At 44.2% G+C, this 12419-nt stretch carries 11 protein-coding genes; 6 read left to right on the top strand and 5 right to left on the bottom strand.

The genetic code is table 11. From position 1 onward, the window contains the following. Nucleotides 1–135 precede the first annotated feature (135 nt). Together FW759_RS12665 and FW759_RS12660 are read left to right on the top strand one after the other, a co-directional pair. A complete protein-coding gene (locus tag FW759_RS12665) occupies nucleotides 136–1635 on the top strand; it encodes a UvrD-helicase domain-containing protein (RefSeq protein ID WP_062845616.1) in 1500 nt (499 codons plus the stop codon). Between the two features lie 72 nt (nucleotides 1636–1707). Continuing rightward, nucleotides 1708–2727 carry a tRNA dihydrouridine synthase gene (locus FW759_RS12660; RefSeq protein WP_446443171.1) on the top strand — a complete coding sequence of 340 codons (1020 nt, stop codon included), beginning with the start codon at nucleotides 1708–1710 and terminating at the stop codon, nucleotides 2725–2727. A 48-nt stretch (nucleotides 2728–2775) separates the two neighbouring features. On the opposite strand, the gene FW759_RS12655 is transcribed toward FW759_RS12660, so the two are convergent. Together FW759_RS12655 and FW759_RS12650 are read right to left on the bottom strand one after the other, a co-directional pair. Then, a complete protein-coding gene (locus FW759_RS12655) occupies nucleotides 2776–3201 on the bottom strand; it encodes an MAPEG family protein (protein ID WP_446443170.1) in 426 nt (141 codons plus the stop codon). Nucleotides 3202–3215: 14 nt separating this feature from the next. Next, a complete protein-coding gene (locus FW759_RS12650; protein ID WP_353670546.1) occupies nucleotides 3216–3629 on the bottom strand; it encodes an OsmC family protein in 414 nt (137 codons plus the stop codon). A 645-nt stretch (nucleotides 3630–4274) separates the two neighbouring features. On the opposite strand from FW759_RS12650, the gene FW759_RS12645 reads away from it, so the two are divergent. Continuing rightward, the gene (locus tag FW759_RS12645; protein ID WP_062845620.1) at nucleotides 4275–4796 is read left to right on the top strand and encodes an RNA pyrophosphohydrolase; all 522 of its coding nucleotides are present in this window, start codon (nucleotides 4275–4277) and stop codon (nucleotides 4794–4796) included. A gap of 87 nt (nucleotides 4797–4883) precedes the next feature. Here FW759_RS12645 and FW759_RS12640 read toward each other — a convergent pair whose 3' ends face one another. Together FW759_RS12640 and FW759_RS12635 are read right to left on the bottom strand one after the other, a co-directional pair. Beyond that, on the bottom strand, nucleotides 4884–5696 hold the full coding sequence (locus tag FW759_RS12640) for an NRDE family protein (RefSeq protein ID WP_446443169.1): 813 nt from the start codon (nucleotides 5694–5696) through the stop codon (nucleotides 4884–4886). 93 nt (nucleotides 5697–5789) lie between these two features. Next, complete coding sequence (locus FW759_RS12635; protein WP_446443168.1) at nucleotides 5790–7439, bottom strand: DUF4139 domain-containing protein; 1650 nt, start codon at nucleotides 7437–7439, stop codon at nucleotides 5790–5792. Nucleotides 7440–7877: 438 nt separating this feature from the next. Between FW759_RS12635 and lgt the strand changes: the two genes are divergently transcribed. The 3 genes from lgt (at nucleotide 7878) to FW759_RS12620 (ending at nucleotide 10329) form a co-directional block, all read left to right on the top strand. Then, on the top strand, nucleotides 7878–8762 hold the full coding sequence (lgt, locus tag FW759_RS12630; RefSeq protein ID WP_062845623.1) for a prolipoprotein diacylglyceryl transferase: 885 nt from the start codon (nucleotides 7878–7880) through the stop codon (nucleotides 8760–8762). A gap of 61 nt (nucleotides 8763–8823) precedes the next feature. After that, nucleotides 8824–9711 carry a thymidylate synthase gene (locus FW759_RS12625; RefSeq protein WP_446443167.1) on the top strand — a complete coding sequence of 296 codons (888 nt, stop codon included), beginning with the start codon at nucleotides 8824–8826 and terminating at the stop codon, nucleotides 9709–9711. A gap of 45 nt (nucleotides 9712–9756) precedes the next feature. After that, on the top strand, nucleotides 9757–10329 hold the full coding sequence (locus tag FW759_RS12620) for a dihydrofolate reductase (protein WP_446443166.1): 573 nt from the start codon (nucleotides 9757–9759) through the stop codon (nucleotides 10327–10329). Between the two features lie 123 nt (nucleotides 10330–10452). Here FW759_RS12620 and uvrC read toward each other — a convergent pair whose 3' ends face one another. Next, complete coding sequence (gene uvrC, locus FW759_RS12615; protein WP_446443165.1) at nucleotides 10453–12297, bottom strand: excinuclease ABC subunit UvrC; 1845 nt, start codon at nucleotides 12295–12297, stop codon at nucleotides 10453–10455. Nucleotides 12298–12419: the final 122 nt, after the last annotated feature.

The raw sequence follows: 12419 nt of genomic DNA, 5'->3' as shown, positions 1-12419 counted from the left end.
TTCTTATCCCATCAATAAGCGTAATGCTTATTATCATGATTGCGCATCATCACAATCTATCAGCCATTGTCTATGCAGTGGCTTTTTTTACCGTCGTTGTTTTTAATCACTCTCTGTACTTTAGGTAGCTTTATTATGTCCGCATCTATGCCAGCTTATATGAGCGACCCCACTGATGAGCAGCTGAGCGCGCTGAATATGGCCATGGATCATAAGTCATTCAAAGTGGTTGCTTATGCAGGTGCTGGTAAAACAACGACGCTTAAATTGATTGGTGAGCGCTTGCGTGGACGCGGTTTATATCTCGCCTTCAACAAAGCGATTGCTAATGACGCACGGCAGAAGTTTCCGCCCCATGTAGAATGTCGCACGTTTCATTCGCTTGCTTATCGTCACGTCGCACGTGATATTACGGCAAAATTATCTTTGCCACGCTTTTCACCCAAGCGTTTGGGCGATGATTTGGGATTGCAGCCTGTACAAGTCCGTCGGCAAATGGATGGGGTCAATAAGTACATTACACTGACGCCAGCACGGTTGTCTCGTTTTGTTAGCGATGCCGTCAGCAATTTTTGTAGCACACATGCCAGCTACCCTGCGCCAAGGCATTTATTGTTTCCCAGCTGGCTCGACGAATCGGACTCAGAGCAGCTGCGCGAGATGCTATACCCTGCTGTTGAGCAGCGCTGGCTACAGTCGATTGATGCCCGTCATCCTGCGGGTATTGGTCATGATATTTATCTCAAACTTTGGGCGCTATCCAAACCCAGCATTCCTGCCGATTTTATTTTATTTGACGAAGCGCAAGATGCCGATCCATTGATGATGGGTATCTTGACCCAGCAGTCAAGGCAGGTAATCTATGTGGGTGACGCGCACCAGCAGATTTATGAATGGCGCGGTGCGGTCAATGCCATGAAAAAATTGCCACTGCCGCAGACCTTATTGACGCAGTCGTTTCGTTTTGGTGAACCCATTGCAGAAGTGGCCAATACCTTACTAAAGGCCTTACAAGAAGAAGTGCCGTTAAAAGGCAATCCCAATAAACAATCCTCAACTGACAAAGGCATGGTGCATAGCAAAAAAGATGCCATCCTATGCCGTACCAATGCTGCTGCTATGGCACAATTATTGACAGGACTAAAACTCGGGCATCGGGTGGCGCTGCAAGCGGATACCGATCGTATGCTCAAATTCTGTCAGGCGGCAGAAAACTTAAAAAACGGTAAATCGGCATACGGCGTCCCTGAGTTAGCGTATTTTTATAATTGGGGTGATGTACAAGAATACTCTGAAACCAATGAAGGCAGTGATCTAAAAACACTGGTAAAACTGGTCGACGATCATGGCACCAATGTATTAAGCCAAGCGGTCAATAGTCTCACCAGTATCGAAAATGCCGACTATGTCATCTCAACGGCGCATAAAGCCAAAGGGCTGGAATGGGGCAAAGTACAGTTAGACGATGACTTCTATTATGATGTTACAACTAATGCCGTTAAGATAAGCCCAGAAGAATTACGCTTGCTTTATGTCGCCTGTACACGTGCCCAAAGTAACTTGGATATTCATCATATTAAAGACTTAATATCAGGATTACAGACAGGCAAAAAAGTAATTTTTGGCAATACTTAATTACTCTTTGTAGTTACCTATCCAGACTTTCAATTTCTATTTATCACGACTCTTTAGCAGTGAAACACAAGCATGAATACCGATCAGCCATGTCAAGTACGTAAAAACACGATCAGCCAACTGTTTGCCAATCCCGTTCGTCTCCTCGCCCCGATGGAAGGCTTAACTGATCCTTTAATGCGCCAAATCCTAACGCAAATTGCATCAGACTTGGGTCGTCCCTATGATTGGTCAGTGAGCGAGTTTATTCGTATCACTCAACATGTCTTGCCGGCGCATGTCTTTTATAAATACGTGCCAGAGTTGCATCATGATGCCAAAACGTCCTCTGGTACGCCTATTCATGTGCAGCTACTCGGTAGCGAGGCACAGCTGATGGCAGAAAACGCCGCTTATGCTGCCGAGCTTGGTGCGCCCGCTATCGATATTAACTTTGGTTGCCCTGCCAAAACCGTCAACAGCCATCGTGGCGGCTCCGTCTTGCTCGATGAGCCTGAAGTTATGTATGACATTATCAGCGCGGTGCGCGGTGCAGTGCCTGACCACCTTCCTGTCTCGGCTAAGATTCGTTTGGGCTATACCGATACCAGTCGTATGGATGATATTCGCGGTGCGATTGCGTCAAGCGGTGCTGATTGGCTGACTATTCATGCACGCACCAAAACCCAAGGCTACAAACCACCTGCTTATTGGGACAAGATTCAGAATTTTAATACGCTGAGCATTCCCGTGATTGCAAATGGCGAGATTTGGAATGTAGAGCAAGCACAAAACTGTATGGAGCAAGCAGCAACTAAGCATCTTATGTTAGGTCGCGGCGCGGTCACTCGTCCTGATTTGGTTGCACAGGTTGATAATAACGCTGAAAACCTAAACAACACGGCTACGCTATTATGGCAAGATTTGATTGCGCATCAGATTAAATTTTTGGAAGGTGCAGCGAAAAGCGATGTGGTCTTGGTCGGTCGTTATAAGCAATGGCTAGGCATGCTCACCAAAGGATTTAGTGAAGCGCAAACCCTGTGGGAAGAGATCAAGCGAGAAAAAAATAAGACAGTCATTATTAACGCACTGCAAGCCAGTGTACGATAATGACCAACTGTCTTTTTTTGATAAATGACGGTGAGAACAGCTGTTAAATTAAGTGCTGATGCGAATTGCTAAATAAAATAGCATCAAACAACAAGCAATAGACAGCACCCAAAGTATGGAACGAAACGTTGCCAAATTGGTGATATAAGCTACGCAATAACCAATCCGAATCAACACATACAGCCACGCCAATGTGTTAATAATCAATTGCGGTACAAAGAACAGCATCGCCACCAATACGGCAGCCAAAAATACTGGCAACGTCTCATAACTGTTTTGCTGTGCCGCATTTGCACGGGCGGCCGTACCTGTTGTCTGTTGCAAAAAATCACGCGGATGCGCGTTATCAGCCAGATGAAAGCCGCCAAATATCTTTGACAACATTGCCATCGTTACTGGCAGTAAGCTTGCCACTACCATCGCCCAAATGGCGGATGCGGCTGTATCAGAGACCATTCCAAAGAGTGCATTCATTAGCGTCTCTGCCCCTACCCTGCAACAATTTCAAAATCATGAGTGATGTTTACGCCACCTTGCGCCAACATACGACTGGCTGAGCAGTACTTTTCTGCTGATAGATTCACAGCCTTTTCAACTTGCTTGTCCTTGATGTCTTTACCAGTCACGATGAAATGTAGATGGATATCCGTATACACCGCTGGTATGGTCTCAGCACGCTGTGCCGTCAGCTCGCAGCGTACATCTTGCACTTCTTGACGAGATTTTTGTAAAATCGATACCACATCATAACTGGCACAGCCACCAAGTCCTAACAGAATCAGCTCCATTGGGCTTGCACCCTTTTCTTTACCGCCATCCATTTGTATATTGTGCCCTGATGGTGACACGCCCATAAACGCTTTGTTTTCTTGCCATGCAACACTTGCTTTTAACTCTGACATTTCGAGTAATCCTTATAGTAATTGATAAATTATCTGTTTTTTATTTTTAAAAACGATCTAGCTTGCTAGAACGTGCCTTAATTTTGATTTTTATAATCACATGCAGTAAATATGAGCCAATTGAAAAGATGCTCACAGGCAATATCAATCAATTGACTTATTTTCTGATCATCATTCAGCCATTTAGCTATTAATATCATCTTAGCTATAATGATTCGAGCAGAAACCTGTCCTAGTGTAGCACAAGCCAATATGAGGTTTTATAGCACCCTTGTCTTAGATTGTCGTCAAAGTAAAAGTAACACAAGCTCAAATTTTTCATTTTTGCCGTTCATTTTTTACCAATAATGTCTGTTAGAGGTTATCAGCATTTTTTCGTTCTAACAGCAACCTATCCTTAACGTAAAATTTTCTAGAAAAGTTTACAAAAGTCCAATTATAACTACCTGATTTTAAACAGTAAAACTCGTGAAACATTTTATAGCAAAATACTGTTACACATTTTGCTTGTTTCTTGGTTTAATGATGGTAATGAATCCTATTCTAACTGGATGTCGATAATAATCACCCTATAATAATTATGATTGCTGTCACGATGTCTTGTCTGAATAGGCTATGTTTTAAACAAATTAAAAAGGTTTAGTCATGATAGATGCAGACGGCTTTCGCGCCAATGTCGGCATCATCTTGGCAAATACACAAGGGCAAGTACTGTGGGCAAAACGCATTGGTCACAACGCTTGGCAGTTTCCGCAAGGTGGTATCGACCGCGGGGAGACGCCGATGGATGCGATGTATCGAGAGCTCTGGGAAGAGGTCGGCTTACATCCGCGTCACGTAGACTTATTGGCAGTGACGCAAGATTGGTTGCGTTATCGGCTGCCAAAACGTTATGTACGGCATGGACAGCACCCTTTATGTATTGGGCAAAAACAGAAATGGTTTTTGCTGCGCTTAGATGAGCCAAATACACAACATATCCGCTTTGATGAAGGAAAACCAGAGTTTGACCATTGGCAATGGGTCAGTTACTGGTATCCACTCGGACAAGTAATTCACTTTAAACGTGGAGTTTATCGTCGCGCTTTGCAAGAGTTGGTGCGCGAACTTCCCCTAAAACAAGAGCTGATTATTCCTGAGCAAGACAACCATTTATTAGTGGAATAAGCCGCTTGATAAAAACGTATTAAGAGATGTCCACGATAATCGCTAGAAATCTTAGTGTTTATCGTGGACATTTTTTATGAGCGCAGTTTATGAAGCGTAAGCACATTCTCGACTGGTTATCTCTGCAATGACAGTTGTACTTGTTTCACTATTTTTGGTCAAAGTCACAATACTTTGCGTGCGTGTGCCATAGGTTGGTACATCTTTTGCTCCATTGCCAAAAGCAACCGGCTTAATATAAACAGACGATAAGACGTGCTCAATTTCAACAGCCACACCTGTATGCGGCAAATGCTCTTTGGGTGCTTGCACAGTATCGGACAATACGTCAAAAGCAGCCTGTTGCCAGTATTCAGGTGAGTTATTTTCAGCAATGAGAGGCAGCACTTCTTGCCGCAGCCTGCCGCGTAATCGTTCAGTTTTGAACCAACTGTCTTCTGGTTGACCGTTGGATATCACATGCAATCCTGCGTACAACGGTGTGGGAGCATGGCCACGATTATTAACAATAACCGCTTGCGTTGCATCACCAATAATCAAGTTGAAACCGGCATAATCTTGCAATCTGATATTTCGTGCAAAATCCATCGGACTTAAAGCACTGGTTAAAAACTCAGTCACAAGCTCGCCACGTGAACGCTCATCACGACCAGCTTGCACACCATCACGAAAATTTAAGATCGCCGCCCAGCGTCCATTTTGTTGATACACACCATCATGCGCTTCTTGGTGAATCCCTAACCACGTACCGCCGCTTTGCTTGTCACGTCCGGCATAGATGGGCTGATCAGACCACTGATGCAACTCTTGAGTTGGACGCTCTAAAAACTCATCACGATTGGACAATAGCACCAATGGCAACTCGTCAAATAACTGCCAAGCAATGGCGACAATACACATAGTATTCCTTTTACAACAGTCTATTATGGGAGTGATTTTTAGTAAAAATAAAAGCTATCTTTTAAAGCCAATTAACTAAAAAATCATTCTTTATTAATTTCCATTCAATATCTTATTGGCAGGATAACTGATTTGAGACGTCGAGCGTATCACTTGTGACTGCTTACTTGGTAAGTCAAACTCCCACGCTACCATACCTTGATTGTCATTCCAATTTCGCTTAGTGACGGGCGGTGTATGAGTAACCGAAACTTTTAGACTGTCATCGCGACTGATAGGCTCACTGCCTAATACTTGCAAACGCACAGATCGGTTATGCTGGTTGGCAAATTGATAAGCTTTAGTTGTTGTTAAAATTTGCTGCCGACTCAGCACGCCTTTCTCACCCTGCTTGTCTTCATTTATTATCTCTTTCACCATGATGTTTGGATCACGACCAAAGCCAATCCCCTGCTCTTTTAGCATCTGATAATTGTAACGCGATTGTCCAACGTAGTTATCGTCACGGTACAGCTGCAAGGATCCATCTACCCAATCTGAGGTTAAGAATGGTGCAGACGCATACCAATAGGCAGCGGTTTCAACACTAGGTGTGCTCCGAACCCACAGCTTGCTACTGCCAGATTGCTCTCCAATAACCGTACGCACTCGTCTACCACCACTGGGAATAGTCACTAATTGTGGCAACCGATACTCAATAATACCATTTTTGTTTTGGCTACTGACCGTAAAATTCGGTAATGGCGCTATATTTGGTGATCCAGAAGCGTCGCTATAGCTCTCTCTTCCAGATACTAATACAACAGGCATAGCCTCCGACATAGGTGGTACATACTGAACATTTTGGTTTTCTTCATATAGCGATAAGCGCGGCACATAAGGCAGCTGTCCTGTCGCACTTTGGTTGGGATTAACCGTACTAAGTGTCACAGGTACGTTGGACCAGTTCTCGCCAGTTTGTTGGGCGATGATTGCAGAGGCGGTGATACTCAACTGATCGCTATTTGTGTTTAGACGCGCTTGATAGGTTGGCTCCCAACCTGCGCCTTGTACCTGATAATGCAATTTAAGCGTACTTGGCGAGCGACTGGCAGTACGCACACTCACCTGTATCACACTATTAGAAATTGACGTTGAGTTGCCTGCTATCAGCTGATTCAGTGCGTCTTGTGCACTTACCCGACGCTGCTCGATCTCTAAAATCTTTTGGTTAAGACTGGCAGCTTGAGTCTCTATATCGCGTGCATTGTTGGCAATAGTTCCATCCATATTGACTTGCGTGACTATGGTCAAATTTTGCAAGTATGCTTTTGCCAAGCGCGCCGCTTCTAATTCAGCATTGATACTGGCTAGGGTATTTTGCTGAGCCTTAGCATTACCCTGGTATTGACACTCGGCTGCTTGCTCCCCCGCCAACTCTTCAATACTGATTTCACCAATATTGACGTTACCCATTGACTGTACGCTTAGACTCTCTTTATCAATATAAGGCGATAAGCAAGAAAATACAACGGTTTGCTCACCACTCCCTGTGATTGGTAATGCCCGTGTGACGCTTGCCAAGCCTTGGTAAACGGTCACTTGCTCGATACTACTTATTGCCGCCTGTGCGCTAGACAATCCCAATATGGTACTTCCGCCAAATACAAGCGGTAAGACAAAGCATTTATTCATTAGATTAAGCGGTGATAATGCGCCTATATCATAAGTCGAGACAAACCAGAGGGTTGGGCGTGCTTTCATATATCTTTCCCTAGAATTGAAATATTAGAAGTGAGATTTCTCATAATGTCAGCGCACGTCTCATATGAGATAAACGCACAACAAAATATTAAATGTATGAATGTATTAAACGCATGATTACCACTTTTTTACGATAGCGATAATAAGTGTCTTTTTAAAATCATACTCTATTACATGACTGATCTAAAAACTATAGTTTACTCTTATCCATTATCAATACCACCTCTATTCGCCCAAAAAATCTTCCGACCACAGCTCTTATCACCGATACCTGCTGCATTTTATTTATTGTTTTTCGTACCTAACAACCTAAAGAGGCGGCACAAGACAGATGCGTTAACTCACCCTCGCTGATTGTCGGTATAGCAATAATGTATGCCCGACGCATGAAATTTGCTATTATAGTCAGCACTTTATTACCAATATTATGATGCCCTTATGATGATTCATCCTCAGTACGATCCGGTAGCCTTGGCACTTGGACCAGTCGAAGTCCATTGGTATGGCCTCATGTATCTGCTGGCATTTGCCGCAGCTTACGGTTTGGCTTGGTATCGCAGCACCAAACGCGACAATTGGACGACTGATATGGTCTCCGACTTGGTCTTTTATGGTGCCCTTGGCGTTATTTTAGGTGGCCGCGTTGGTTACGTCTTATTTTATCAATTTGGTGAATTGCTACAAAATCCTGCCTATCTGTTCAAAGTTTGGGAAGGCGGCATGTCTTTCCATGGCGGTATGATTGGTGTCTTGCTTGGCATGTTGTACTTTGCCCGCAAATACAAAAAAACACCGTTTCAAGTGCTGGATTTTATCGTGCCTTGCGTACCAACAGGTTTGTTATTTGGCCGTATCGGTAATTATATCAATGGTGAACTATGGGGCCGTGTCTCTGATGGTGGATATAACTGGCTGACCTATTTCCCGCAAGCTGCGCCTTTTGATGTGCAGCAACTACAAGCCAATCCTCAGCTACAAGAATTGATGGTTGAAGTAAACGGACAATACCTATTGCCGCGCCATCCATCGCAGCTATATGAAGCGTTTGCTGAAGGCTTATTGTTGTTCCTTTTTCTGTGGTGGTATTCATCAAAACCGCGTCCACGTATGGCCGTCACTGCTGTATTTTTATTAGGTTATGGTATCAGTCGCTTTATCATTGAGTTCTTCCGCCAGCCAGATGCTGACCAAGGGTTTGTGTTGCTTGGATGGCTCACCAAAGGTCAGATGTTAAGTGCGCCAATGATCATTATTGGCTTTGCCTTACTGATTTATGCTTACAAGCGCGGTATTTATGACTGGGGTAAGCAAGCCGCTTATTAAGCGTTATTTTTAGCGAGTATCAAATTAATAATATGCTTTGAGAGCATAGAAGAGCCGTTTTATGAACAGTAGTAACCTTGATAGTAAACCTTTAAATAATAAAAATGAGCAGGCGTATCTAAACTTGCTGCATCAGGTACTAACCGAAGGAACAGAAAAAGGTGACCGTACTGGTACTGGTACACTCAGTCACTTTGGTGCGCAATTGCGCTTTGATTTAGCGTCAGGGTTTCCTTTATTAACCACAAAAAAAGTCCATTTTAAATCCATTGTTTATGAGCTATTGTGGTTTTTGAGTGGTAGCACTCATGTCGATTATCTGCAAAAAAATGGCGTCCGTATTTGGAATGAATGGGCGACAGCAGAACAAACCGCTCGCTTCAATCGTCCTGAAGGCGATTTGGGTCCTGTGTATGGTCACCAATGGCGTAATTATGGTGCAAGCCAGCTTGATGACGGCAGCTACCACAACGATGGCGTCGATCAAATCACGCAAGTTGTTGAGCAAATAAAGAGTAATCCCAATTCACGACGCCTTATCGTATCGGGTTGGAACCCAGGAGAGGCCGAACAAGTCGCCTTGCCGCCCTGCCATACTCTATTTCAGTTCTTTGTCGCTGACAATAAACTGTCATGCCAGCTATATCAGCGCTCAGCGGATTTATTCCTAGGTGTGCCATTCAATATTGCAAGCTACGCGCTCTTGACCCACATGGTCGCACAGGTTTGTGGACTGGACGTTGGTGAGTTTATCTGGACAGGCGGTGATTGCCATATTTATCAAAACCACCGCGAACAAGTTGAGTTGCAATTGACACGCTCACTTTATGAGCTGCCAACCTTAACGCTCAATCCCGATGTTGATGATATTTTTGCTTTCAACTATGAAGATATTAGCGTTAATGGTTATGAATCACACCCTGCCATCAAAGCAAAAGTCGCTATATAAATAGTGGTTTTTACTATATTTTAAAAAGAAAAATAAGGATAAATTATGAGTTATGCCCACACTGAAGTTGCCCAAATCGCTGCGATTAGTAGCAATCGCTGTATCGGTAAGAACAACGAGTTGCCGTGGCATATCTCAGCAGATTTGCAGCATTTTAAACAGATGACGACCATACAGAATGATGGTGGCATACAAGGTATTGTCATTATGGGTCGCAAGACATTTGAGTCGATGGGCAGCAAGCCGTTGCCAAAACGTGTGAGCTTTATCATCAGCACTCAAATGGATTATGCTGAGCAAAAAGGTCTGGTCGGCAAAGACAACGCTCATGTGGTGCATAATTTAGACGATGCCTTAACGCAAGCGGCCAGTCTTGCTCACGGTGCTCATCTTGAGACGATTTGGGTCATTGGTGGTGAGCGCGTGTTCAATGATGCACTGATGTATACCGATCGTATTGAGCTGACCCACGTCGATACTGATATTACTGATGGTGACGCATTTTATCCTACGCTGCCAGAGCGCTTTAAAGCAGTAAAAGAGTCTGAGCAAATGCACGATGACAAAAGCGCTTTAAGCTTTAAGTTTACGACTTATAAAGTAGATGCTGCTGAATAGCAGGTTTTGGTATATCAAAAAAGGGTCTGCCTCTGATAAATAAGATTATCTGAGGCAGACCCTTTTTTATTTAATAGTTATTTAATAACTGTCGAGTAGCTATACAGCTTCAGTCATGCAAAGTTACTCATGCAATACTTTATAGACGGTTTTTGCAAGTACAGGCCCAATCCCTTGTACGCCTGCCAGCTCTTGCTGGGATGCGCCAAGTAGTTGCTGCATACCACCAAAGTGATTGAGTAAGTCACGACGGCGCTTTTCGCCTAACCCTGGTATAACCTCCAGCACTGACGACGAGCGGCGCTTGTCACGCTTCTTACGATGCGCAGTAATGGCAAAACGATGCGCCTCATCGCGAATGTGCATCAATAAATGCAGTGCCTTACTGTCCATCGGCAGATCTAACGGCTCATGATCGATAAAGTGCAAGACTTCAAGACCTGCTTTACGTCCCTCGCCTTTTGCCACACTGATGAGCAGCGTATCTCCCAAGATACCCAGCTCTGTCAGCACTTCTTTTGCGATACCAAGCTGGCCTTTACCGCCGTCAATGAGCAACAAGTCAGGCAATGGTTGTTTCTTATAGCGACGCGTCAAGACTTGCTTCATCGCGGCATAGTCATCACCGCCTTGAATGTCATGAATGGCGTACTGGCGATAATCGCGACGACGCGAGCCGCCTTGATCGAAGACTACGCAGCTACCAATCGTTGCCTCACCCATCGTATGAGAAATATCAAAACACTCAATCCGATCAATGGTACGTTCTGTGACATCAGACAACACCTCTTTTAGCGCACCAAAACGCGCATGCAGCTCTAAATAATCGCCCAATTTGGTTTTTAGGGCGTTGTTGGTATTTAATTTTGCTAAATCCAACCATTCTGACCGATGCTCACGCACGCTAGTCTTGATGACCACCTTACTGCCAAAATGTGTCGCCAATGCTTCACCAACCGCATTTTGGTCAGGTAGCTCATGACTTAAAATAATCTCTGCTGGCAAGTCATCGGTCACCTGAAAATAAAACGAGGTGATGAACGCCGATAAGTTGTCCGCTAATGGCTCGCTACTATCGACATCAGGGAAGTAATTTTTACCACCCAACACACGCCCGCCACGTACGGTTAATACATTGACGCAAGTCATACCTGCTTGACTGGCAATGGCAATCACATCAGCCTCGCCTTCTACCGTATAAACCGCCTGCCGCGCTTGTACTTCTCGCAGCATTGACAGCTGATCGCGATAAAACACCGCCTTTTCAAAATCCAATGCTTCAGCAGCGCCCTCCATTTTTTCAATCAACGTGCTATGGATATCACCAGAATCGCCCTTCAAAAAGCGAATGGTGTTATTGACATCTTCGCTATATTCCTCGGGTGACACCAAACCCACACAAGGCGCACGGCAACGCTTGATCTGATACTCAAGACAAGGACGCTTACGCTGCTTAAAAAAAGTATTGGTACATTGACGCATTTGAAACATTTTTTGCATCAATACCAGCGTTTCTTTGGCAGCATGGGCTGAGGGGAATGGGCCAAAAAATCGACCTTTTTGATGATTGCCTTTGCCGCGACCATAAGCCAATCTTGGATACGGCTTATCCGCTGAGATAAACACATAAAGATAAGATTTATCATCACGCAATAGCACATTGTAAGGGGGACGATGCTCTTTAATCAGGTTTTGCTCAAGCAGCAACGCTTCCGTTTCGCTACGAGTAATGATGGTTTCGATGTTATGAATACGAGCCACCAGCGCCCGTGTTTTTGGATGATCAATCGTCTTGGCAAAATAGCTGTTCACACGGCTTTTTAATGATTTTGCTTTACCAACGTACAAAATATCCCCATTTTTACCCAGCATTTTATATACCCCAGGTAGGTTCGGTAGACGTTGAATCAAATGCTTAAGGCGGGCTTTTTTATCGTCGACGGGACTCGATGCTGAGACATTGACCATAGAATTTTTTGCTCTCAAAAATGTGAGTAATACCAACATTTATGGGGCAACGTAACGGGTTTTGCAAGCCAACGTACGATTTTGCAATCGCCACAAAAAACCAGCACAAGGCTGGCTTTCTG

This window comes from Psychrobacter sp. 1176_08, assembly GCF_052850615.1.
Note: the sequence above shows the minus strand (reverse complement) of the source record. Positions and strands in the feature narration are given on the sequence as shown.

What these genes read in the sequence shown, in the direction of transcription:
- FW759_RS12665 (WP_062845616.1), top strand. Translation starts at nt 136, where the DNA reads ATGTCCGCATCTATGCCAGCTTATATGAGCGACCCCACTGATGAGCAG.
- FW759_RS12660 (WP_446443171.1), top strand. Translation starts at nt 1,708, where the DNA reads ATGAATACCGATCAGCCATGTCAAGTACGTAAAAACACGATCAGCCAA.
- FW759_RS12655 (WP_446443170.1), bottom strand. Translation starts at nt 3,201, where the DNA reads ATGAATGCACTCTTTGGAATGGTCTCTGATACAGCCGCATCCGCCATT.
- FW759_RS12650 (WP_353670546.1), bottom strand. Translation starts at nt 3,629, where the DNA reads ATGTCAGAGTTAAAAGCAAGTGTTGCATGGCAAGAAAACAAAGCGTTT.
- FW759_RS12645 (WP_062845620.1), top strand. Translation starts at nt 4,275, where the DNA reads ATGATAGATGCAGACGGCTTTCGCGCCAATGTCGGCATCATCTTGGCA.
- FW759_RS12640 (WP_446443169.1), bottom strand. Translation starts at nt 5,696, where the DNA reads ATGTGTATTGTCGCCATTGCTTGGCAGTTATTTGACGAGTTGCCATTG.
- FW759_RS12635 (WP_446443168.1), bottom strand. Translation starts at nt 7,439, where the DNA reads ATGAAAGCACGCCCAACCCTCTGGTTTGTCTCGACTTATGATATAGGC.
- lgt (WP_062845623.1), top strand. Translation starts at nt 7,878, where the DNA reads ATGATGATTCATCCTCAGTACGATCCGGTAGCCTTGGCACTTGGACCA.
- FW759_RS12625 (WP_446443167.1), top strand. Translation starts at nt 8,824, where the DNA reads ATGAACAGTAGTAACCTTGATAGTAAACCTTTAAATAATAAAAATGAG.
- FW759_RS12620 (WP_446443166.1), top strand. Translation starts at nt 9,757, where the DNA reads ATGAGTTATGCCCACACTGAAGTTGCCCAAATCGCTGCGATTAGTAGC.
- uvrC (WP_446443165.1), bottom strand. Translation starts at nt 12,297, where the DNA reads ATGGTCAATGTCTCAGCATCGAGTCCCGTCGACGATAAAAAAGCCCGC.